Consider the following 22,026-nt stretch of genomic DNA (forward strand, 5'->3'; position numbering starts at 1 on the left):
GAGAGCTCCTTTAGGGGCTTAATGACAGGAAGTATGCCAGTGCCACTGCGCCGTTTAACCACTCGTTTGCTGTTAGCCGTGAGTGTGCCACTTTTCTTAGTGACTGCGATGCTGTTACCTGTGCTCCACGTGCATATGGAAACGCGCATCAACGGTCTGCATACCGAAGCCAGGGCGGTGTTGAAAGCGGGCCAAGAGGCTTTAACGCGAGACGTCAATGAGAGCCTGAACTCTGTGTTGGCCCTTGCTGAAATGCCTGCACTACGCCATTACCTAGCCACGCACAATACGCCAACGCTGATCGAACAGCGCTATTCTCTGAGTGAAGTTACCCAGCTCTCTCACTTTCTAGACACCATCATCAGCCACCATCCGCGCTATACCAAGCTGGTGCTCATCGACAACCAGGGCAATGAAGTCTTACGTGCGCCGCAAAGTGTGGCTCCTGGCGCGCAGGTCACCGGACGCCGTCATCAGGAGATGGATTATTTTACCGAAGCCAACAAGCTGCTGCCCAGAGACCTCTACCTCTCCTCGTTAGGGCAAGACCTGCACTATGAGCTAGTGGATGGCGACACGATTCCTGTGGTGAATGTGTCGACTCCGGTGTTTGACGCTGCCGGACGGCGGCAAGGCGTGGTGTTACTCAGCCTTAACTGGAGCTATCTCACCGGTGCGCTTCATCAGGCGATGCGATTAACCCACGAAGGCAGTGCACTGTTGGTGAATGCTCAAGGGCAGTGGCTGCTAAATAACACGACGCTACCTCTTGGGGCCGCTCATTTTGGAGTCGCCTTAGCAACGTTAGCCCCGGCACATTGGCAGGCCATGGCGCAGCGTCATCAAGGCTTTGCTGTTATTGACCACCAACTGCTCTACTTTCAGACAGAGGATATTCGCACACAGCGCTATCGTAGTTTGGCGGGCAATATCTATAGCGATCACGTCTACTACCCCTGGAAGCTGGGCGTGCTGCTGCCCAAGCCCACTTGGCGATCGTTAATTGACGAAGAGACAACGGTGCTGTGGTTCTTGCTGTTGATTTATGCGGTGGCAGTGGCGTTTGGCGTGTTATGGGCCATTAGCAGCCAGCGTCAGCGAACACTGCGCCGCGCTGCTCAACGCCATGCCATTGAAGTCAGCGATTTGTATGAACATGCCCCTTGCGGCTACCACTCGCTTGATGAATCAGGGCGAGTGGTAAAAATGAACCGAACGGAGCTTGCCTGGCTGGGCTATTCAGCCGACGAGGTCATTCACCGCATGGCTTACCGCGAGCTGATCACTCCCGACACTCGGCCAGCGTTCGACAAGGCGTTTCGCGATGTGCTTGAGCATAAATCGGGCAGCGCGGAGTGCAGCCTACTCACCCGCCATGGCGAACAGCGGCATGTGATGATCCAAGCGTCTGCCTATCACCGTAACGGCCGATTTGTGCATTCCAGGGCAACGGTGTTTGACCTGACTGAGCGAAAGCAGTTGGAAGAGAAGCTGCGTGAGCAGGCGATGACCGACCCGCTCACCGGTGTCTATAATCGGCGCTATCTGCAAACTCAAGCTGCGGCAGAGATCGCCCGCTCCCGCCGCCAGCACTACGCTATCGCGTTGATTACGATTGATATCGATCACTTCAAGCATATTAACGACGAGTATGGGCACGATGCTGGTGATGATGTATTGCAAGCGTTTACCAACACCGTCATTCAGTTACTCCGCCAAGAAGATTTACTGTGCCGCGTGGGTGGTGAAGAGTTTGCCATTTTGCTACCCAATACGCCGCTTGCTCAGGCGGTGCAAGTGGCTGAGCGTATCCGGCAAACGGTACAAACGGCACCTTTTAAAGTACACGAAGCGCGCTCCGAGCGTACGTTATGGCTCACTGCATCGCTGGGGGTAACTTCTGTCATGGCCGCCGAAAGCACGCTGAAAGCGGCACTCAAACGCGCAGATATAGGCCTGTACCGTGCCAAAGAGCAGGGGCGCAACCGCGTTGTGGTGAATGATGTCTAGTGGTTAGCGTTGAATGTTGGCCGCATCGTTGGTAGTTCCCTTGAGAAAACGCTAAGTATTCAATATTTCACTGAGATAATTTTAACTTATCATAATTTCTCGGCGGGCATATTCTGTTGCGGTAAAGTATAAGTATGCTTGAAGTAATATTTATGGCTGCTATTTTTAAGGCCTGCTAAGGGTTTTTATGTAGATGTTTCATCCTTGTTGTTTTTAAAATATGTTTAAACTACTGGCGAACGACCAAAACTTAAAGGGGGAAGTATTAACGTCGGCAATCACAGGGAGCGTTCTAACTGGCAGGGCGCGCCGCGAGACAGTCAGGTTTTGGTGGAGGTGCGCAATGAGTTCGCACAACAATGCTGGGTCAGTGATTAGAGTAGCCGTTGTCAATGAGAGCGGCTTTATTTGTGAGGGGTTATGTCGCGTCCTTGAGCGCTTTGAACAGGTTCAAGTGGTGGCGAGCGTGCGCTGCCCACACCAATTGGATGTCATTACCCGTACGCAGCCAGTCGATGTGGCGTTGATTGATGCGCAGTTTCCCAGCCAAGCTGGGTTTGAAGTGACTCGACGACTGCGTGAAAGCGGCTTGAGTACGAGGGTGGTGATTATTTCAGTCAACCCAAGCTTGGCGGAGGTCGAGCGCGTCTTACAAGCAGGGGCTCATGGCTTTTTGCTACGAGAGGCGGGGGTTGATGAGTTAGAAGTCGCCCTTCACGCGGCGGCTAAGGGTGAGGTGTTTCTTTGCCCCACTATTTTACAACGTTTGTTTGGCCACAAGCCTACCGATATGCTTTGGCAGCGGGAAGGTGACACTCCTGGCGCGGAGCAAGACCGTGCCGCTCTCCACGATATTCTCGAAAAAGCGCTGCGTTCAGGCATTTTAAGGCAGGAACAATAATCAGGGTTTTTGCTTATACTGATTTGTATGTCAGTGAGTTAACGTGCGGGTCAAATAAGCTTAACTAGGCGCTTGTAACGGGTTTTTCCTAACGTTTGTATGAAGAGGTGTGCCGACGTTCGACCGGTGCAAAGATAACAACGAACCCGTGCTTGCGAGGGGGTTCTACAGCAGGTTTTTACCTTGTCAAGGTCTTGGCATATTCCATGAAACGTTCAGATAATACGACTCGGATATTACTGGCCGATGAACATCGGCTTGTGCGTTCCGCGATCAGTTCCCTTATCGAAACCTTCGACAGTATGACCGTGGTGGCGGAGGTGGGGTCTGAGCAACAGTTGATCACCGAAGTTGCCAATCAAGACATTGACGTGGCGTTGATTGACGCAGCCGTTGTTTCGTTAAAGGGGATTGGGCTGCTAGGGCAGTTGACTTTGCTTAGCCCCAGGCTGCGCATTGTTATTCTTTCCAGCTACTCCAGTGATCGTTTTATACACGGTCTCTTTGAAGCAGGCGTCTGCGGGTTACTCCATAAAAATGCAGATGTTACCGCCCTGGAAACCGCCATTCAAAAAGCCGCCCGAGGCGAGCAGTTTATGTTGACCCCCATGGAGCCCGAGCGTTTTGTCAGCGCCGCCGCCTGGTTAGGCGTGAAAGCTCATCATGATAACCCGTTGACCTCCCGTCAAAGCGAAGTGTTGCAGCTCGTCGCTCAAGGGTATCGTAGTAAAGCGATAGCCGATCAGCTTAATGTCAGTATTAAAACCATTGAGACCCACCGAGCCGATATCATGCGCCGCTTGGGCGTTCGTCATACGGCGGGGCTAGTGCATGAAGCCATTCGACTGGGATTATTAGCATCCCCTCAAGATACCGGTGAGTCCGTTTAGTCGCGACCCATAGCGCCTGCATGTAATTCCTGCATGTGGGCCTGACTCCTGCTATGGTCAACGGCTGTACTCCTCTGCCGAGCCATGCCTATGAGCCAGTCTCCCCAACCCCGCATCCTGCTTCGGCTGCTGAGTTTTTTGCGCCCTTATCGCCTGCGTGTTTCGCTAGCGGGGTGTGCCTTACTTGTGGCCTCTGGCAGCGTTCTATTGCTGGGCAACGGCCTGCGGCTGGTGATTGATCAGGGCTTTCTCGCTGCTGATGCGAAAGCCCTCGCCACCACCTTGGGGCTGATGCTAGGAGTGGTGGCGCTGTTAGCGGCGGCCTCGGCGCTGCGCTATTACCAAGTGACCTGGATCGGCGAGCGGCTGGCGGCAGATTTACGCCAGCGGGTGTTTGAGCACTTGCTCACCCTGGAGCCCAGCTTTTTTGAAAGTACCAGTGATGGCCGTGCGGCGGGTGAGATCTCCTCGCGGCTCACCGCGGATACCAGCGTGCTGCAGAGCCTGTTTGGCTCATCGATTTCTCTGGCGCTGCGCAATAGCGTCATGCTCATCGGTGCGGTGGTGCTGATGCTGCTCACACAGCCTTGGCTTTCTGCCTTAGTGCTGGTGGGTATTCCCGCCACGCTGCTGCCCATTGTGTGGTACGGGCGGCGGGTACGGCGGCTGTCGCGTACCAGCCAGAACCACGTGGCCGAACTGGGCCGTTACGCGGAAGAGGCGCTAAGCGGTATCCAAACCCTGCAAGCTTTCACCCATGAAGCCGAAGATCAACGTCACTACGGCCACCGCGTCGAGCAGGCGTTTGGTAGCGCCGTGGCGCGCACCCGGCAGCGGGCATGGCTCACCGGTGTCGCCATGCTGGTGGTGTTTAGCGCCGTGGGTGTCATGTTATGGCAAGGTGGGCTGGCGGTACTGGAAGGCACCATGAGCGCAGGAGAGCTCTCTGCGTTTATCTTCTACGCCGTGTTGGCCGCCGGTGCGGTAGCGACGCTGGCCGAAGTGGCGGGGGATGTACAGCGTGCCGCCGGGGCCGCTGAGCGCCTGCTGGAGTTGCTTGATACGCCACCCACCATTCAGTCTCCGGTTCAGCCAGTAGCGCTGGTGCACCCACCCCAGGGCGCACTGACGTTAGAACATATTCGCTTCACCTATCCTGGCCGCGATGCGCCTGCGCTGAGTGATATCGACATTCGCATTCAGCCCGGCGAGCGAGTGGCGGTGGTAGGGCCATCTGGAGCGGGCAAAAGTACGCTGTTGGCGCTACTGCTGCGCTTTTACGACCCTGATCAAGGCCAAGTAACGCTAGATGGCGTGGATATTCGCACCTTAGCGCTGGCCGAGCTGCGTAGCGCCCTAGGGCTGGTCGCCCAGTCGCCGGTGCTGTTTAGCGGCACGGTGGCGGATAACCTACGCTACGGCTGCCCAGAGGCCACCGAGGAGCAACTGCGCCTTGCCGCCCAAGATGCCAATGCGCTGACGTTTATCGAGGCGTTACCGCAAGGGTTCGACACGCCGCTAGGGCCGGGTGGCGTGCAGCTCTCTGGCGGTCAGCGTCAGCGCTTGGCCATTGCCCGTGCGCTGCTGAAGAATCCGGCGGTGCTGCTGTTGGATGAAGCCACCAGCGCGCTGGATGCGGAAAGTGAGCGGTTGGTACAAAAAGCGCTGGATCGGCTCATGCAGGGTAGAACCAGCATCGTGATAGCGCATCGGTTAGCAACGGTGGTGCATGCAGATCGCTTGCTGGTATTTCAAGAGGGGCGGCTGGTTGCCTCGGGCACCCATGCTGCGCTTATGGAAAGCAGTGAACTCTATCGCCACCTTGCGGCGCTACAGTTTAGCCAGCACCCCTGAGCGGTGGCGCTGGCATCGCGGTGGTTAGGCCGATTTGGAGGCGGCCAGGGTGTACAGAAACTCCAGCCCCAAGGTGGCCGCTGCTAGTGAGGTAATATCGCCGTGGTCGTAAGCAGGGTTCACTTCCACTAGGTCCATTCCCACCAGTTCCATCCCCACCATGCCGCGCATCACTTTTAGCATCAGGTCGGTAGACATACCGCCGCATACCGGCGTGCCGGTGCCCGGTGCAAAGGCGGGGTCCAGGCCGTCGATATCCAGCGTGACATACGCAGGGTGATGGCCCACCCGCGCACGAATGCGCTCCAGCACCGCCGCCGGGCCGTGGTCGTTCACCCAGTCTGCATCGAGCACTTCGTAAGGGTGGTTGTTGCGGTCATAGCTGGTACGAATACCGATTTGCAGCGAGTGCTCCGGCACCACCAGGCCTTCTTTGAGGGCGTGGTGGAAAATGGTGCCGTGGTCAAAGCGCGTGCCTTGCTCGTAAGTATCGGTGTGGGCATCAAAGTGAATCAGTGCCAGCGGGCCATGTTCCCGGGCATGGGCGCGCAGCAGCGGCAGGCTAATGTAGTGGTCGCCGCCCAGCGTCAGCATCTTTTTGCCCGCTTTCAGCCAGCGCATGGCGTGGGTTTCCAAGTTGTCGACTAAGCTTTCTGGCTCACCGTAGGCGTAATCCAGGTTGCCGGCATCGCATACACGTAGGCGATCTTCTAGCGCAAAATCCCACGGCCAGCGCTTGCCTTCCCAAATCAGGTTAGCGGTACTTTGGCGAATAGCGTTCGGGCCCATACGGGTGCCGGAACGGCCAGAGCAGGCTAGGTCAAACGGTACGCCGCTGACCACGACTTCAGCATCGGTGGCATTGGGGTCCGTCGCTTTGGGCACGCCCATAAACGTGGAGATAACGTCACCAAATAGGCTGGGCATGATCTGAGATGGGGTCACCTAACGTGTACTCCTATGGTGGTCTGCTCGAAGAAGCGCGACGATAAGGAATTTTTCGCGATGAATAAAATGAATGTTTAGAATGAAATCATTCGCCATATGAATGATGGGCGTAAATCGTTGATGTGAATAATGAGGTGCTATGCGTTCGCTCCGCCACTTTGATTTAAACCTGCTGCTGGTATTCGAAATGCTAATGCGCGAGCGCCATGTTACCCGCGCCGCTGAAAAGCTTCATTTAAGCCAGCCAGCGCTCAGCCATGCGCTCAAGCGGCTGCGTGACGCGCTAGACGACCCATTGTTGGTGCGCACCGAGCATGGCCTGCAGCCCACGCCTAGAGCGCTGCAACTCTTACCGATCGTCCAGCAAGCGTTAGCGGCGCTTCAGGCAGGCTTAACGCCGCCCGCTACCTTTGACCCAGCAACCAGCACGCGGCGCTTTACACTGGCGACCACCGACTATTTTGAGGAGGTCATGTACCCGGCGTTTCTTAGCCAGCTGTTGGGCTATGCGCCGGGCATCAGCTTCTCCATTGAGCTGATTACGCCGGAAGTACTGAGCGAAGCGCTAGAGCAGCGTCAGGTGGATATGGTCGTGGGCTTAGATAGCCAGTCATCGCTGCCCAGCGGCGTGGTGCAAACCCCCTGGATGCACGAAGAGCTTGTGTGTCTGGCCGCTCAGCAGAATCCCCACGTTGGCGATGCCGTTGTGCTAGAGCAGTTTGCCCGTCAGCTCCATGTAGAGCTGGCCGATATCAGTGGCCTGCTGCCTAGCCCCATCGAAAACTGCCTGACTCAACATGGGCTCAGCCGTCGGGTGATCTCGAAAAACCTCAACTACATTGCCGCGGCGCGGGTGGTATCGCTGACCGATGCCATTATGACGCTGCCCCGGCAAATGGCCGAGCGCTTCGTCGCGATGCTGCCGGTGCGGATTGTCGCCCCACCGGCAGAGCTCCCTGCGTTAACCATGACGCTGATCCAACACAGCCTCTACGCCAATGCTCCCGCTAACGTCTGGCTCGGTGAAGAGCTGACGGCGTTTTCAAAAAACACCCATCGTTAACGGGCTCTGCCATTTTTATATCAACGTGTTGTAGATAAACAACGCAGTTGAAGCAAAGGTTGAATGGTCACTGGCGGGCTTGGCAGTAGATCCTAAACTGCTAGCTGGCGCGTTTTTTCGCGCCACAGTGAATAGGCAGCGCTCAACGATGCTGGGGTGACCACCCTAGCCACGAGGGGGCGGGCGCTGAACGCGAGCAAACCAAGGGAGAAGGCGTGTGAAAATAGGCGCACCAAAAGAGAGTGCTCGGGGAGAAGCGCGGGTCGCACTGACCCCCGAGAGCGCAAAGCAGCTGCAGAAACTTGGCCATGAGTGCCTGGTTGAGACAGGTGCTGGCCTGGCCGCGGGTTTCAATGACGACACTTATCGCGACGCCGGTGTGACGGTAGTAGAGAGCGCCGACGCGCTGTGGCGCGACGCTGAGGTAGTGATTAAAGTTCGCGAGCCGTCGGAAAGTGAAGCCAAACAGCTGCGCGAAGGCCAAACGCTGATCGCCTTTTTCTGGCCAGCACAAAACGAAGCGCTGCTGGAAACCTGCAAAGCCCAGGGTGCCACCGTCATCGCCATGGACATGGTGCCGCGTATTTCTAGAGCGCAGAAGATGGATGCGCTCTCCTCGATGGCCAACATCGCGGGCTACCGGGCGGTGATCGAGGCGGGCAATAACTTTGGCCGGTTCTTTACCGGTCAGGTGACCGCCGCAGGCAAAGTACCGCCCGCCAAGGTGTTGGTGATCGGTGCCGGGGTGGCGGGGTTGGCGGCGATTGGCACCGCGACCAGCTTAGGCGCGGTAGTGCGCGCCTTTGATGTGCGCCCGGAGGTCTCCGAGCAGATCGAATCCATGGGTGCTGAGTTCCTGTTTCTGGACTTTGAGGATAGCCAGGACGGCTCTGAAAGCGGTGGCTATGCTTCGCCCTCAAGTCCTGAATTCCGTGAAAAGCAGCTGGAATGCTTCCGTGAACAAGCACCGGAGGTGGATATTGTCATCACCACGGCGCTGATTCCTGGCAGGCCCGCGCCCAAGCTGTGGCTGGAAGACATGGTGGCGGCCATGAAGCCTGGCTCCGTGATTATTGACTTGGCCGCTGAGAAGGGCGGTAACTGCGACCTGACCCAGCCCGACGAGCGCGTGGTGAGTGATAACGGCGTGGTGGTGGTGGGCTACACCGACTTCCCGTCACGCATGGCAACACAGGCATCGCTGCTGTACGCCACCAATATTCGCCACATGCTCACCGACCTCACCCCTGAGAAAGACGGCGTGATCCATCACAACATGGAAGACGACGTCATTCGGGGGGCCACGGTGGCCCACCAAGGGGAAGTCACCTTCCCGCCGCCGCCGCCCAAGGTAAAAGCCATTGCGGCCGCCAAACCGAAGAAAAAGGAGAAAGCACCCACGCCGGAAGAGAAGAAAGCCGCCGAGCTTGCCACCTTCAAAGCGCAAACGAAGAGCCAAGTGACCATGCTGGCCGTGGGCGGTGCGCTGATGCTGCTATTGGGGTTAGTCGCTCCTGCCTCCTTTATGCAGCACTTTATTGTGTTTGTACTGGCCTGCTTTATCGGCTTCCAAGTGATTTGGAAAGTGAGCCATTCGCTGCATACGCCGCTGATGGCGGTAACCAACGCCATTTCCGGCATCATTATTTTGGGGGCGATACTGCAAATTGGCTCGGGCAGCGCGTTAGTCAGCGTGTTGGCGGCTATTTCGGTGTTAATCGCGTCAATCAATATCGTGGGTGGCTTTCTGGTGACACGCCGGATGCTGGCCATGTTCCAAAAATCCTAAGCGGCGGAGAGACGATATGTTAGAGCAAGGATTCGTATCTGCCGCGGCAATTGCGGCAAGCGTGCTGTTTATTCTGTCGCTAGGCGGCTTGAGTAATCAGGAAAAGGCCAAGCGGGCCGTGTGGTACGGCATTGTCGGTATGGCGGTCGCGGTGTTTTTCACCTCGTTTGGCCCCGGTATTGGCGGCTACTGGTGGCTGATTCCCATGATGTTGATTGGGGCGGGCATTGGCGTGTACGTGGCAGGCAAGGTCGAGATGACCGAAATGCCGCAGCTTGTGGCCGCGTTGCACAGCTTTGTGGGCTTGGCGGCGGTATTCGTTGCCTGGAGCGCGGACCTGGAGCGTCGCCGAGTGATGGCCGCCCGTGCCGCTGAAGCATCGCTGGATCAGTTCTCCGCCTTTGCGGCACTGGTGGCGACCAAAGCCCCCGACGAGCTGACGTTCCTGCAAATCGAGGTGGTGCTGGGTATCTTTATTGGTGCGGTCACGTTCACCGGCTCGGTGGTGGCTTTCGGAAAGCTCGCGGGCAAGGTAGATGGCAAGCCACGGCAGCTGCCCGGCGGCCATATGCTGAATGCTGGGGCGGCGGCGCTCTCGCTGCTGTTAGCGATTCTCTACCTCAACGGTGCTGGCTTCTGGACGCTGCTTATTATTGCGGCGCTGGCGTTCTTTATCGGCTACCACCTGATCATGGGGATCGGCGGGGCGGATATGCCGGTGGTGGTCTCCATGCTGAACAGCTACTCCGGCTGGGCGGCGGCGGCGATTGGTTTCACGCTCTCCAACGACCTGCTGATCGTGACCGGTGCGCTGGTGGGCTCCTCCGGGGCGATTCTCTCTTACATTATGTGTAAGGCGATGAACCGCAACTTCGTCAGCGTGATTCTGGGCGGCTTTGGTGGCACTCAAGGGCCAGCTGCCGAGATTGAAGGCGAGCAGGTGTCGATTGATGCCAACGGCGTGGCTACAGCGCTGAACGACGCCGACAGCATCATCATCGTGCCGGGTTACGGCATGGCCGTGGCGCAGGCGCAAACGGCGGTGAGCGATTTAGTCCGCAAGCTGCGCGCCGCGGGTAAAACCGTACGCTTTGGCATTCACCCCGTGGCCGGGCGCTTGCCAGGACATATGAACGTGCTGCTGGCGGAAGCCAAGGTGCCTTACGATATCGTGCTGGAGATGGATGAAATCAACGACGACTTCGCCACGACCGACGTGGTTATCGTCATCGGCTCTAACGACATCGTGAACCCCGCTGCCGAAGAGGACCCCAACAGCCCTATCGCAGGGATGCCGGTGCTCAAAGTCTGGGACGCGAAGCAGGTGTTCGTCAGCAAGCGTGGTCAGGGTACCGGCTACTCGGGTATCGAGAACCCGCTGTTCTTCAAGGACAACACCCGGATGTTCTACGGCGATGCCCGCGATAGCTTGAATGCGCTGCTACCGCTAGTGGACTAAGCCAGTCAGTCGTTAGGAACAGGGGAGCCAATGGCTCCCCTGTTTTTTTACCTGCTTAGGTGTCGTTCTCTTCCCCGGTTAACTGACGCCAGGAGCGACGCCCCAGGTGGTCATCGCTAAAACCAATGGTGATGGAGCCATCGCCATTCGGTGAAGCGTTGGGGTCATTAGGGTTTCCGACGAAGAGGCGCTCAATGTTGCCATCGTTCACGCCCACCAAACGCTCGCCGGTGCCTGCCTGAAGGCCGGTAATGGCATCGCCATTGATCGTAGCGTCGCTATCGGGCGTGCCGTCGCCATTGAAGTCGAACGTGGTCGAGCCGCCGCTGCCGCCTGTGTCGGCCAGTAGCGACATAAAGAACCCGCTGCGCCCACCGCCGCAGGGGTCGGATTCATCAGGTAGCAGCGTCGAGAAACGCACCCGCCGTGGGAGGCTGCTGGAAATCGAGGGGGCGGCAATCACCCGCTCTCCGGCAGGCAGCTCCAAGCGCCATCCCAAGTCGTTACTGTCAGGGGCAAAATTGCTGCTGGCGCGGCGGTTAAAGCCACTCTGTGAGTTTTCACCCGTAATGCGTTGAAGCAGTAGATCGCCTTGAGTAATGGTCGAGCTGCGATTCACTTGGTCACGCAGCCCGATGAGCTGTTGCGTCGAGCGGTCGCCAATATCGCCGTTGCGGAAATAGCTGCCGGTGCCGAAGCTGACCAGTAGCGTATCCGGCGAGCCGCTGCTGAGGGTCACGGCCGGGGCAGACGTGATGGGCTGGCGGGCGCTGCCTTGGTATAGCCGGTTAACGGTGCCATTGCCGGTTAATGAGAAGCGCCACAGGTTGCCTGCTAAGTCGCCTGCATAGGCAAAGCGCGCGCCATTATAGCTAGGCCAGGCGGTGACGGTTGGTGTTGCTAACCCGTTGGGTAGCTCAGCGCTGCCTACGTCTGTTTTCAGGTGTTTGAGCAGCTCGCCAGTAGCCAGATCCACCACAAACAGCGATGCCTGATAGCCCGTGCTGTTATAGCCATTGCTAAAAATGGCCACCCAGGTGCCGTTGGTCAGTTGGGTAATGGTGGGTTCCGTCACGCCGCTGCCCAGCTCCTGATGGCGAAACTCCCAAAGCACGTCTGAGGCGCTCATACTGCTGGGGTCGCTCACATCAAGTGCAAACACCGTCCGTCCACCAGCGCCCATGGTGCCGACGGCCACGGCAGAAGGGCCGCCGGCGATATTCACTTCACGCACCGCCGGTGTGCCATCCATAAAGTAGCGGTGGTTATAGTTGGGCTGCATCAGTGGGCGAATGGTGGGTGCATCGCCTTGGGTCAGTTCGGCCGGTAAAAAGCCAAACAGCTCTCGACCGGTTGCCGCGTTAAAGCCGTGCAGCATGCCGTCGTTGGCCGCTACCAGCAGCAGCGGCACACGGTCCCCATTGCCCTGTAAGACCACGGGGTTAGCGTTGATAATATCGCCCAGCAGCGATTGGCGTGGCCGTAGCCCCGGTACGGTTTCCCCCTGTAGCCAGCGAACTTCTGCACTGCTTAAACCGCTGTTTTCGGCGCTGAGCACAACGCCGCGCCGAGAGCCATTCTCTAGCCGTTGGAAAGTGAGTAGCCGCCGGCTACCCACCTGCCCGGCGAGTTCGGTTTCGGCATTCCAGCGCTGGCTGCGACGGCCATCGGGTTGAATCACCGAGGCGGCTAAACGCCCTGACCAGTCCTCACTTCTAAACCCGGCGGTATAGAGCAGATTGCCATCTTCAACGCCAAATTCGTCGCTATTCACCGCCGCGGAGGTGTTGGACTGAGAGGCGGCGATAATATTGCCTAGCACTTGCTGCATCACTTGATTAAGCGATGCCTCATCATTGGCAAAGTAGGCGCGCTCGGTGCCGCCTGCCCGTGCCAAATCCCCAAGCGGGTCATCGGACACGTTCGGTAAGTTGGCGATATCCGGCGGTAAGTTAAAGCCCACCACATAGGTTCTCACAGGGTTAGGCAGCTGTGCGTTGGTATCGTCGTAAAGCCGTTTAATCGCCGCTTCAGCGCTGGCTAATGCGCCGCTAACGTTGCCGCCTAACGAATTGCCAGAGCGGTCTACCGACGGTAAGCCGTCGGTCAGCCAGATATTGGCATTCACCAGGCACTGCTGCGCATCTGGATTATTGATGTTGGGAATAGCAATGCCGGAGCGCTGGCCTTGGTCACTACGAAACGCGCTATTTCGGCCAGTGTTATTTAGGAAATAGTCCCTTGCGGTGTACATCGTGCCTTCAATCGGCGTCAGCCCGGTGGCTAAAAGTGGCCAGTTCGGGTCGGTCATGGGGTTACCGCTACCGTTCCACTCATGCCGCTGTGTACCCAGCTTGGTTTCAATGGCGTCCCAGTGGGCTTCGTCTATAGTGCCGTCGTTATTTAGCCCGCCAATGGGGACGTGCAAGTAACCCAGGCCAGGCGAGGAAGTGGTACGCCACTCCCACTGATTCAACTGAACCGACGCGGTATGCGAGCCCCAGTTGGGTATGCCGCGCTGGCGCAGGCTATCCACAAGCGGTAGTGAGTAGCTGGAGTTGACCGGGGAGCGGTACGAAATACCGTCGCCTATAAAAGGAGAGCTAGATGAACTACTGGTGAGACTGCGATAACGTTCAGAGACTTGGTCGGATGATGACGTTGGCGTTGAAGTACGCCGCCAATACTCTGTGACATCATTGGTAGGCAGACCGGTGCTAAAGTTTTCCTCAAACATATAGCCAGGAACACCTACGTTAAAGAACGCATAGATATTTAATCCAGGCAGGCGAGTGCGATAGCGTTTGGTACTGGCGTTCCAGGCACCATCGAATTCTGGGTTATACCAGCTGGGGTTAGCGTTTGTAGAGTAACGCGGCTCCAGGGCACGCTCCGTTAAACGCCATACCACGGTGCTTCCGCTAAACGCGTTATCCCGCGTGCGTGAAGCGGGATTTTGCTGATAAGCCATGAGGCCAAGATTGAGCTCGCCTCGGTAGCGGTCTAATAAGTCACGCCCAACGCGCTTCATCGTACTGGATTTACTGAGCGGCGAGCGGGCACCTGCCGGGCACTGGGAGGCATTGAACGTATTGGGTTGGCAAGCTGCCAGTGTTTCCCTGTCGCCTGGGTTGTTACCGACGGCCACGCGCCCATCTAACCCTTCCTGACCGCTTTCTGAGTTATCCAAAATCAGCAGCACATTGGGCGGTACGCGACTGACAACGTTCAACGGCGCAGGGGAGAGGCCCGTTTGGTCGTCTGGGATGTCGTAATCTTCATCAATGGGCTCGTCACCCCCGCCGCCAATAGGGGGCTCGGGTTCTGGCTCGGGCTCAGGTTCTGGTTCCGGTTCGGGCGTTGGCTCTGGTTCTGGTTCTGGTTCTGGATCAGGGTCTGTGGGCGGAGGGTTGGGCGGAAAGGCGCCTGCCGCCATCGCAGAGTGTTCCACAGCGCTGAGTGTTAGCATCGCGACTAATAGCAGTAATGTGAGTCGTGCACCTGTCATGGGGTTATCACCTCCACTTGCTGTTGGCGCACGTATAGCGCTTCAAGCGTCACGCTGGTATCGACGCCACGACCAAACCCTTGGGCCTCAATGCGGTAAAGCATCTCCACCACTTCTGTGCTGCTATTGCTGGAGCGCGACCCCAGCGGTGCCAGTGTTTGAATGCGGTAGCGCGGGTTCTGCGTCAGTTCTGCCATATTCATCGCATGGTTACTCCAGCCATTGCCGGGGTTAGCGCCGTTTTGTAACAGGGTCTCTGCTTCCCGTAGCGCGGCCTCTGCTGCTTGAAAAGCCACGCTGTAATCCCGCTGGCTGGAGGCCATTCGGTCTTGGGTAATCGCCCCTTGCATGGAAGAGAGGCTTAGAATGGTGACAATGGCGAGAAAAATCAGACTTAACACGAGCGCCATTCCCCGCTGATGTGTCATTGCGTGGCTCTGCATGTTAGCGATTCCTCAAAGCGACGGTGGTCGTAAAGGCCTGATAAATCCGCCCGTCTCCGCCGGTAAACGCGTTCTCCCCTCGGAAATTGCCAAGCGCTAGCGTCGTGTTAGCGTTACGCAAGTTGGGTCGGTCACTTTGCACAATGAGCGTAATACGTAGTGCCTGCACGTTGGGCCACTCTGCAGCGTCCACTTCATCGGCAGGCACGTACGCGTCGTCGATCAAAAAGGCCGTTCGCATGGCCACCACGTGGCTGGCGACGATGTCATTGCGCGGAGCGGTTTGGCTCAGATCTAACCGCATGAGCGACGGCGCGTTGTCGTTATTGGCGTCTTGGCCAATGTAGTAAATGGCGCTGTTTAACGCACTCAGTGATACATTTTGTCCTGGTGAGTAAATAATGTCGTTCTCACCTCCCTGTTCGCTATCACCGGGATCGACATTTCCTTGCCAGCCAGCTGTCGCGGTTTTCTGCAGCGTTCGAGCACTGTTAGACGTGTTATAGAAGATGTCGCAATTCTGAAGCCCCTGAAGCAGGACCAGCCGATTGTTAAAGACACCTGCCATGTCTCGGCTTAACGTGATTTGTTGGTTGTTATCGACGCTAGTGACATTCAGCGAATCGCTGGTAAAGCCTGTTCGAGCGATCAGGCCGCCGCGAAACGCCAGCACATCTTGCCCTGCCACAGGATTCATTAAGCTTGCTGAAAAGTCATGGTTGCTGGGCGTGTTCCATGCTTGAAGTGGCAAGACGTCCTCATTGCTATCTGCCCAAGGACGTAGATGTACAGTCGTCTGGGGCGGCGTGCAGCCGCCACTGTAATCCGCTTGGCGCAACTCACGGGCCATCGTATCCAGCGCAAATCGGCCGGTATCCTGCATATCGGCAAGGGCGGTTTGAAAACGGTAGCTCTGCTGGGAGGAGATAAACAGCTGGGTCGCGCCGCCCATGACCAGCAGGCCAATCACCATCGCCACCAGTAGCTCGACCAGCGTAAACCCAGCCTGTGTTTGTTGGGGTGTCAATCTGCCCACGCTATAGCTCCGAAACCAGTTGAATTTGCCGGATGTCGTTGGGGGAAGAGGTGTCATCCCAGCGTACCGTGACGCTGACGCGACGATTATTCACCTCAATACCGCCCTCGCCACCTGGGAGCATAGTGGCCACATCCGCTACCCACTCGGATTGGTCAGTGGCGGGTAAGCCGCTACCGCCCGCATCATCGCCTAGTGTGAGCGCGTAGTCGGCAGCCTGCTCGCTGTTGGCACGAATACGGTCCAACATGTCCTGGGCCATATTGGTGGCCTGGGTTTCAAAATAGGCGGCGCGGTTATGCACCAGCGACTGAGTTTGTAAGCCGAGTACCCCCAGCAGGCCAATCGACAGCACGAGTAGTGCAATCAATGACTCCAGCAGTGAGATACCCCGTTGTGGTGTTGGCATGGCGTTGCTCGCTGATGAATTAGTCACAGGCTTGGCGGTTAGTGAGTACCCGGGAGATTCCGCTCGGCTCAACGCGTACGCAGCGGCCTATCTCATTCAGCGTGACGGAAACACTCTGTGGTGCGAAGGCCGCCGTCGCTAATCGACCCTGGCTATTAAAGGTGAACCGCTCCGGCGCATCCGTAATGGCGATATCGTTAACTTCTTGCGCCCAACTGCGCAGTACGGCGTTGTTGGCGCGCACTTCCCAGCCTGCACTCCAGCCCGCTGCCACGGGCAATAAGCTCACCGCCTGGTTACGCCGAACCGCTTCACTGCGGGCAAAGCTTAAGGCAATCTTGTAGTCGTTGGTGGTCGTGACAACGCGATTTTCTTGAATAATGCGTGAAAAATTCGGGATCGCAACGGTGGCAAGCGTGGCGAAGAGGGCCAGCGCCACCAGTAGCTCTAGCAAGGTAAAGCCAAGCGCGGAACGTCTTGCCGTCAGCATGCGTCGCTACTCTGAGAGGTCAAATAAACAGCAGCATGACGGTCGAAAAATAAGGCACCCATGCTGTCATTATCGGCTGATTTCATTATATCGATATTTAGTTTTATGGTATGGAAGTATAGCGTTTATACCATACAGTGATGGCGCAATAAGCGAACCCCATTAGCGGACATTCGTCATACGCTGTCACATAACTCGCGCTATGCTCGATAGACGCATGGGTTATCTCGCAAGAGCTATCTCACAAGGGCTATCCAAGGTTATCGACAGAGGTGAGAGGAGTTTCAATAGCTGAGAGCTATTGCGTTGGTCGTAAAATGCAAATTGTGACTATTGATCAGGTGCTTTAAAACTGTGATACGTGAATAACGCATCCATACGCTAGTGCAGGTGAGCCTCACTGCCATGCCTAGCACGAAGATGCACAGCATTTGTTCCCTTGGTATTACCAAGGCTAAGAGCAATAAGGGAGAGAGCTATGAGCGGTAAATGTCCTGTCATGCACGGTGGTAACACCTCAACGGGTACCTCCAACAAAGATTGGTGGCCGGAAGGGTTGAACCTGGATATTTTGCATCAGCAAGATCGCAAATCAGATCCGATGGACCCGGATTTCAGCTACCGCGACGAAGTGCGCAAGCTCGACTTCGACGCGCTGAAAAAAGATGTCCACGCGCTGATGACCGACAGCCAAGAGTGGTGGCCCGCCGACTGGGGACACTACGGCGGTTTAATGATCCGCATGGCTTGGCACTCCGCAGGCACCTACCGTATTGCTGATGGCCGTGGGGGCGGTGGTACTGGCGCTCAGCGTTTTGCGCCGCTCAACTCCTGGCCGGATAACGTCAGCCTGGACAAAGCGCGTCGCCTGCTGTGGCCGATCAAGAAGAAGTACGGCAACAAAATCAGCTGGGCTGACCTGATGATTCTGGCCGGTACCGTGGCTTATGAGTCCATGGGCTTACCTGCTTACGGCTTCTCCTTCGGCCGTGCCGATATTTGGGAACCCGAGAAAGATATCTACTGGGGTGACGAAAAAGAGTGGCTTGCGCCTTCTGACGAACGCTACGGCGACGTTAACAAGCCAGAGACCATGGAAAACCCGCTGGCGGCTGTTCAGATGGGTCTTATCTATGTTAACCCGGAAGGTGTTAACGGTCAGCCTGACCCGCTGAAGACCGCTCAGCAGGTGCGTGAAACCTTCGCCCGTATGGCGATGAACGACGAAGAGACCGCAGCCCTCACTGCTGGCGGCCACACCGTTGGTAAATGTCACGGTAATGGCGATGCCTCTGCGCTGGCCGCTGAGCCTGAAGCGTCTGACGTTGAAAACCAGGGCTTTGGCTGGGGCAACCCCAACATGCAGGGCAAGGCGAGCAACGCCGTGACCTCTGGCATTGAAGGTGCCTGGACCACCAACCCAACTCAGTTCGATATGGGCTATTTCGACCTGCTGTTTGGCTACGAGTGGGAGCTGAGAAAGAGCCCTGCCGGTGCCCATCAGTGGGAGCCGATTGATATCAAAGAAGAAGACAAGCCGGTCGACGCCAGCGACCCCTCTATTCGCCACAACCCGATCATGACCGATGCGGATATGGCGATGAAGATGGATCCGACCTATCGTGCCATTTGCGAAAAATTCATCGCGGACCCGGAATACTTCAAGCACACCTTCGCGAAAGCATGGTTCAAGCTGACGCACCGTGACCTGGGCCCGAAAGCGCGCTACATCGGCCCGGAAGTTCCGGCGGAAGACCTGATTTGGCAAGACCCGGTCCCAGCAGGCAGCACCGACTACTGCGAAGAAGTTGTGAAGCAGAAAATCGCGCAAAGCGGCTTGAGCATTAGCGACATGGTCTCCACCGCTTGGGACAGCGCCCGTACCTACCGCGGCTCTGACATGCGCGGCGGTGCTAACGGTGCCCGCATTCGTCTGGCCCCGCAGAACGCGTGGCAGGGCAACGAGCCGGAGCGCCTGGCGAAAGTGCTGAGCGTTTACGAGCAGATCTCTGCTGACACCGGCGCTAGCGTCGCTGACATCATCGTTCTGGCCGGTAGCGTAGGCATCGAGAAAGCCGCGAAAGCAGCAGGTTACGAGGTACGTGTACCTTTCCTGAAAGGCCGCGGCGATGCGACTGCCGAGATGACCGATGGTGACTCCTTCGCACCGCTGGAGCCGCTGGCCGATGGCTTCCGCAACTGGCAGAAGAAAGAGTACGTGGTGAAGCCGGAAGAGATGTTGCTGGATCGTGCGCAGCTGATGGGCTTAACCGGCCCTGAAATGACCGTGCTGCTGGGCGGTATGCGCGTACTGGGCACCAACTACGCTGGCACCAAACACGGCGTATTCACGGATCGTGAAGGCCAACTGACCAACGACTTCTTTGTGAACCTGACCGATATGGGTAACACCTGGAAGCCGGTGAGCAGCAACGCCTACGAGATCCGTGATCGCAAGACCGGTGCCGTGAAGTGGACCGCCTCGCGTGTGGATCTGGTGTTCGGCTCCAACTCGCTGCTGCGCTCTTACGCAGAAGTGTACGCCCAGGACGATAACGGCGAGAAGTTCGTTAAAGACTTCGTCGCCGCCTGGACCAAAGTGATGAACGCCGACCGTTTCGACGTCGCGTCGTAACATGTACTAAACGCATAGAAGCGCAAAGCCCGCATCCAACGATGCGGGCTTTTTTTATGGCGGCGAGGTTGTCGGTTACCCCCAGACGCCGAGCTGCTTGCGATACGCCGCCTGCGCCTGCGTCGCACTGATCGGCTGCAAGCGCACCGTGGTGCCCGGTAAGCACTGGGCGAGGCGGGCGCAGGCCATCGGGGTGAGTGCGCCCAGACGTGGGTAGCCGCCGATGGTTTGGCGGTCGTTCATCAGAATGATCGGCTGGCCATCGGGGGGGATCTGCACTGCTCCTAACGGAATCCCTTCAGAGATGATGCCGCCCAGGCGGCTGTTCAGCGCTTTGCCGGTCAGTCGAATGCCCATGCGGTCGGCGCGTTGGTCTACGGTCCAGGGCTGGTTGAAAGCGTCAAACAGGCTGCGCCCGGCAAAGTGCGCGGCCTGGGAGCCCAGCACCATGTCCAGCACGGTGTCTTCTGCATCAGGCAGAGAGAGATGGGTGCCTTGGGGCAACTGACGCGGCGTGGCGCTGCTGCCTTTCCAGGTGAGTTGGTCGCCGGTTTTAAGCGGTTTGCCATCTTCGTGCAGGCCGCCGATTTGCTCTCTTGCCGTGCAGGCTTGGCTGCCGAGCACGGTTGGCGCATCAAGACCGCCAGGAAAGGCGAGGTACGCGCGCAGGCCCTTTTTCGGCTGACGAAAGACCAGCGTTTGGCCCGCCTGCATCATAAAGCTGTCGTTGGGCGCCAGCGGTTGGCCATCCAGCGTGGCGGCAAGGTCGGCTCCGGTGAGGGCAAGGCGCACATCGCTATTGGCCACCAGCGTCAGGTTGCCGCCCATGACGATTTCTAACGCGGCGCTCTCCAGCGGATTTCCCAGCAGCCAGTTGGCCCAGCGGAAGGCGATCCAGTCGGCGGCACCGCCTTGAGTCACGCCCAAGTGGCCGACGCCGAAGCGGCCCGCGTCTTGGATCAGTGCCAGCGGCCCGGCTTGCTTAACGGTCAACATGGGTTGGCTCATGACCGCTCCTCCAGTGGGGTCGTATCGCCCCCGGCCGCTTCAAATGCTGATTGGGATATCGCCTTAAAGCGCACTTTATCGCCCGGGCGCAGCAGCGGCTCGCCACGTTTGGCGTGCTCGAAAAGCGGCACAGCCGTTCTGCCAAGAATGTTCCATCCGCCGGGCGAAAGCAGCGGGTAGATGGCAGTTTGCCGGTCGGCAATGCCCACGCTTCCTGCTGCAACTCGGCGGCGGGGCGTTTTCAAACGCGGCGTGGCAATGGCTTCATCCACCAGGCCCATAAAGCCGTAGCCAGGGGCGAAGCCCAGTGCAAACACGCAGTAGTCGTGGCTGCAGTGGCGCTCAATCAGCGCCTCGACGCTGAGCCCGGCGCGCTGGGCTACGGTGGGCAGCTCCGGGCCAACGCGCTCGTCGTACCACACGGGGATTTCGTGGAGCTGGCCCTGTTGGGCATCGGCGGGCGTTAAATTGCGCAGCGCGCTGCGCACCAGCGTCGAGGCTTGGGCAAAAGTGAGCTTTTGGCAGTCGTAGTGCACCAGCAGGGTGATGTACGACGGAATGAGATCAATCAACGCGTGATCAAAGGCGCGCCGCAGCGCCTCATCGGCGGCGATGATCCACGCCATGTTGGTTTCATCAATGGCGTCGAATAGACGCACCGTTAGGGCGTCCATCGCTGCCGTTTCTAAGCGCAGTTTCACGCGGACTCCAGCGCCGTAAAGGCCTCACGAATGGCGCGCACGGCGGCCACGGATTCGGGGTTATCGCCATGCACGCAGAGCGTGTCGCAGGGCAGCTGCAAGGCGCTGCCATCGCGGGCGGTGAGGGCGTCACCTTTCGCGAGCGTGACGGCTTGGGCAACGATAGCGTCTTGGTCGTGGTGCACAGCCCCCGGCAGGCGGCGTGAGGCGAGATGCCCGGTGGCCTCATAAGCGCGGTCAGCGAAGGTTTCAAACCACAGCGTCACGCCCATTTTTTCCGCTAACTGGCGGTGTGGCTCTGGGTTGGCGGTGGCCATCACCATCAGCGGTAGGCGGGCATCGAATGCCTTCACGGCGCGCATGGCACCTTCCAGCAATTCCAGATTGGCGGCCATGTCGTTGTACATCGCCCCGTGGGGTTTGACGTAGCTCAGCGCGGTGCCTTCCGCTTGGCAAATGCCTGCCAGCGCGCCGATTTGGTAGAGCATCATGTCTTCCACTTCGGCAGGGGAGCAGGCCATTGAGCGGCGGCCAAAGCCCATTAAATCCGGGTAACCGGGGTGTGCGCCGATCTTCACGCCGTGCTGAACAGCCAGCTTCACTGTCTTGCGCATCACATGGGGGTCGGATGCGTGGTAGCCGCAGGCAATGTTGGCACAGTCAACGTAGGGCATGACATCAGCGTCTAAACCAATCGACCAGTTGCCGAAACTTTCGCCCATATCGCAGTTAAGCAGCGGAATCGCCATAACGTCTCCTGCAGGGTTGCGTGTTGTTAGTGATTGATATCGCAATTAATTAGCTAAATGAGTAAGGCCGTTTGCTCATCATTATTACTCATTAGTCAGCATGTTTATGGTTGTGTTAGCGCAAAAATAATAT

General features: G+C 57.7%; 17 protein-coding genes. 8 read left to right on the forward strand and 9 right to left on the reverse strand.

The annotated features are described in order from the left end of the window. Window positions 1–21: 21 nt before the first annotated feature. The 4 genes from IEW65_RS12290 to IEW65_RS12305 all read left to right on the forward strand — a co-directional run bounded on the left by IEW65_RS12290 (window position 22) and on the right by IEW65_RS12305 (window position 5,655). Window positions 22–2,010: a sensor domain-containing diguanylate cyclase gene (locus IEW65_RS12290; protein ID WP_229755553.1), complete on the forward strand. Its 1,989-nt coding sequence runs from the start codon at window positions 22–24 to the stop codon at window positions 2,008–2,010. 343 nt (window positions 2,011–2,353) lie between these two features. Next, entirely contained in the window at window positions 2,354–2,911 is a 558-nt protein-coding gene (locus tag IEW65_RS12295) for a response regulator (RefSeq protein ID WP_188639760.1), read from the forward strand. Window positions 2,912–3,117: 206 nt separating this feature from the next. Next, window positions 3,118–3,801: a LuxR C-terminal-related transcriptional regulator gene (locus tag IEW65_RS12300; protein WP_188639761.1), complete on the forward strand. Its 684-nt coding sequence runs from the start codon at window positions 3,118–3,120 to the stop codon at window positions 3,799–3,801. Window positions 3,802–3,891: 90 nt separating this feature from the next. Then, complete coding sequence (locus IEW65_RS12305) at window positions 3,892–5,655, forward strand: ABC transporter transmembrane domain-containing protein (protein WP_188639762.1); 1,764 nt, start codon at window positions 3,892–3,894, stop codon at window positions 5,653–5,655. Between the two features lie 24 nt (window positions 5,656–5,679). Here IEW65_RS12305 and speB read toward each other — a convergent pair whose 3' ends face one another. Then, window positions 5,680–6,582 (reverse strand): agmatinase, encoded by a 903-nt coding sequence (gene speB / locus IEW65_RS12310; protein WP_188639920.1) that lies wholly within the window; start codon window positions 6,580–6,582, stop codon window positions 5,680–5,682. Window positions 6,583–6,742: 160 nt separating this feature from the next. Here speB and IEW65_RS12315 point away from each other — a divergent pair, with 160 nt between their 5' ends. The 3 genes from IEW65_RS12315 to IEW65_RS12325 all read left to right on the forward strand — a co-directional run bounded on the left by IEW65_RS12315 (window position 6,743) and on the right by IEW65_RS12325 (window position 10,914). Further along, window positions 6,743–7,666: a LysR family transcriptional regulator gene (locus tag IEW65_RS12315; RefSeq protein ID WP_188639763.1), complete on the forward strand. Its 924-nt coding sequence runs from the start codon at window positions 6,743–6,745 to the stop codon at window positions 7,664–7,666. A 217-nt stretch (window positions 7,667–7,883) separates the two neighbouring features. Beyond that, on the forward strand, window positions 7,884–9,455 hold the full coding sequence (locus IEW65_RS12320) for a Re/Si-specific NAD(P)(+) transhydrogenase subunit alpha (RefSeq protein ID WP_188639764.1): 1,572 nt from the start codon (window positions 7,884–7,886) through the stop codon (window positions 9,453–9,455). A 16-nt stretch (window positions 9,456–9,471) separates the two neighbouring features. Further along, complete coding sequence (locus IEW65_RS12325; protein ID WP_188639765.1) at window positions 9,472–10,914, forward strand: NAD(P)(+) transhydrogenase (Re/Si-specific) subunit beta; 1,443 nt, start codon at window positions 9,472–9,474, stop codon at window positions 10,912–10,914. Between the two features lie 55 nt (window positions 10,915–10,969). Here IEW65_RS12325 and IEW65_RS12330 read toward each other — a convergent pair whose 3' ends face one another. From IEW65_RS12330 to IEW65_RS12350, 5 genes are read right to left on the reverse strand one after another with little or no spacing between them, the layout of a single operon-like run. Further along, complete coding sequence (locus tag IEW65_RS12330) at window positions 10,970–14,422, reverse strand: pilus assembly protein (protein ID WP_229755554.1); 3,453 nt, start codon at window positions 14,420–14,422, stop codon at window positions 10,970–10,972. Next, window positions 14,419–14,865, reverse strand: a complete 447-nt coding sequence (locus IEW65_RS12335) for a pilus assembly PilX family protein (protein ID WP_229755555.1) — start codon at window positions 14,863–14,865, stop codon at window positions 14,419–14,421. Before IEW65_RS12335 ends, IEW65_RS12330 begins: the two co-directional genes overlap by 4 nt. A 1-nt stretch (window position 14,866) precedes the next feature. Further along, window positions 14,867–15,901 carry a PilW family protein gene (locus IEW65_RS12340; protein ID WP_188639766.1) on the reverse strand — a complete coding sequence of 345 codons (1,035 nt, stop codon included), beginning with the start codon at window positions 15,899–15,901 and terminating at the stop codon, window positions 14,867–14,869. A 1-nt stretch (window position 15,902) separates the two neighbouring features. Beyond that, window positions 15,903–16,310 carry a type IV pilus modification protein PilV gene (pilV, locus tag IEW65_RS12345; protein ID WP_188639767.1) on the reverse strand — a complete coding sequence of 136 codons (408 nt, stop codon included), beginning with the start codon at window positions 16,308–16,310 and terminating at the stop codon, window positions 15,903–15,905. 19 nt (window positions 16,311–16,329) lie between these two features. Then, on the reverse strand, window positions 16,330–16,800 hold the full coding sequence (locus tag IEW65_RS12350) for a GspH/FimT family pseudopilin (RefSeq protein WP_188639768.1): 471 nt from the start codon (window positions 16,798–16,800) through the stop codon (window positions 16,330–16,332). Window positions 16,801–17,278: 478 nt separating this feature from the next. Here IEW65_RS12350 and katG point away from each other — a divergent pair, with 478 nt between their 5' ends. After that, the gene (gene katG, locus IEW65_RS12355; protein WP_188639769.1) at window positions 17,279–19,435 is read left to right on the forward strand and encodes a catalase/peroxidase HPI; all 2,157 of its coding nucleotides are present in this window, start codon (window positions 17,279–17,281) and stop codon (window positions 19,433–19,435) included. 75 nt (window positions 19,436–19,510) lie between these two features. Here katG and IEW65_RS12360 read toward each other — a convergent pair whose 3' ends face one another. Genes IEW65_RS12360 through IEW65_RS12370 form a run of 3 tightly spaced genes read right to left on the reverse strand, consistent with a single transcriptional unit; the run spans window position 19,511 to window position 21,893 of the window. Continuing rightward, complete coding sequence (locus IEW65_RS12360; RefSeq protein WP_188639770.1) at window positions 19,511–20,443, reverse strand: 5-oxoprolinase subunit C family protein; 933 nt, start codon at window positions 20,441–20,443, stop codon at window positions 19,511–19,513. Continuing rightward, window positions 20,440–21,144 carry a 5-oxoprolinase subunit B family protein gene (locus IEW65_RS12365; protein WP_188639771.1) on the reverse strand — a complete coding sequence of 235 codons (705 nt, stop codon included), beginning with the start codon at window positions 21,142–21,144 and terminating at the stop codon, window positions 20,440–20,442. The genes IEW65_RS12360 and IEW65_RS12365 overlap by 4 nt, the downstream gene beginning before the upstream one ends. Beyond that, on the reverse strand, window positions 21,141–21,893 hold the full coding sequence (locus IEW65_RS12370) for a 5-oxoprolinase subunit PxpA (RefSeq protein WP_188639772.1): 753 nt from the start codon (window positions 21,891–21,893) through the stop codon (window positions 21,141–21,143). Before IEW65_RS12370 ends, IEW65_RS12365 begins: the two co-directional genes overlap by 4 nt. Between the last annotated feature and the right edge of the window lie 133 nt (window positions 21,894–22,026).

The organism is Vreelandella lutescens, from assembly GCF_014640815.1.
In the GTDB taxonomy this organism is placed as follows: domain Bacteria; phylum Pseudomonadota; class Gammaproteobacteria; order Pseudomonadales; family Halomonadaceae; genus Vreelandella; species Vreelandella lutescens.

What these genes read in the sequence shown, in the direction of transcription:
- IEW65_RS12335 (WP_229755555.1), bottom strand. Translation starts at nt 14,865, where the DNA reads ATGCAGAGCCACGCAATGACACATCAGCGGGGAATGGCGCTCGTGTTA.
- IEW65_RS12300 (WP_188639761.1), top strand. Translation starts at nt 3,118, where the DNA reads ATGAAACGTTCAGATAATACGACTCGGATATTACTGGCCGATGAACAT.
- IEW65_RS12305 (WP_188639762.1), top strand. Translation starts at nt 3,892, where the DNA reads ATGAGCCAGTCTCCCCAACCCCGCATCCTGCTTCGGCTGCTGAGTTTT.
- speB (WP_188639920.1), bottom strand. Translation starts at nt 6,582, where the DNA reads ATGCCCAGCCTATTTGGTGACGTTATCTCCACGTTTATGGGCGTGCCC.
- IEW65_RS12350 (WP_188639768.1), bottom strand. Translation starts at nt 16,800, where the DNA reads ATGCTGACGGCAAGACGTTCCGCGCTTGGCTTTACCTTGCTAGAGCTA.
- IEW65_RS12295 (WP_188639760.1), top strand. Translation starts at nt 2,354, where the DNA reads ATGAGTTCGCACAACAATGCTGGGTCAGTGATTAGAGTAGCCGTTGTC.
- pilV (WP_188639767.1), bottom strand. Translation starts at nt 16,310, where the DNA reads ATGCCAACACCACAACGGGGTATCTCACTGCTGGAGTCATTGATTGCA.
- IEW65_RS12360 (WP_188639770.1), bottom strand. Translation starts at nt 20,443, where the DNA reads ATGAGCCAACCCATGTTGACCGTTAAGCAAGCCGGGCCGCTGGCACTG.
- katG (WP_188639769.1), top strand. Translation starts at nt 17,279, where the DNA reads ATGAGCGGTAAATGTCCTGTCATGCACGGTGGTAACACCTCAACGGGT.
- IEW65_RS12315 (WP_188639763.1), top strand. Translation starts at nt 6,743, where the DNA reads ATGCGTTCGCTCCGCCACTTTGATTTAAACCTGCTGCTGGTATTCGAA.
- IEW65_RS12330 (WP_229755554.1), bottom strand. Translation starts at nt 14,422, where the DNA reads ATGACAGGTGCACGACTCACATTACTGCTATTAGTCGCGATGCTAACA.
- IEW65_RS12370 (WP_188639772.1), bottom strand. Translation starts at nt 21,893, where the DNA reads ATGGCGATTCCGCTGCTTAACTGCGATATGGGCGAAAGTTTCGGCAAC.
- IEW65_RS12290 (WP_229755553.1), top strand. Translation starts at nt 22, where the DNA reads ATGACAGGAAGTATGCCAGTGCCACTGCGCCGTTTAACCACTCGTTTG.
- IEW65_RS12325 (WP_188639765.1), top strand. Translation starts at nt 9,472, where the DNA reads ATGTTAGAGCAAGGATTCGTATCTGCCGCGGCAATTGCGGCAAGCGTG.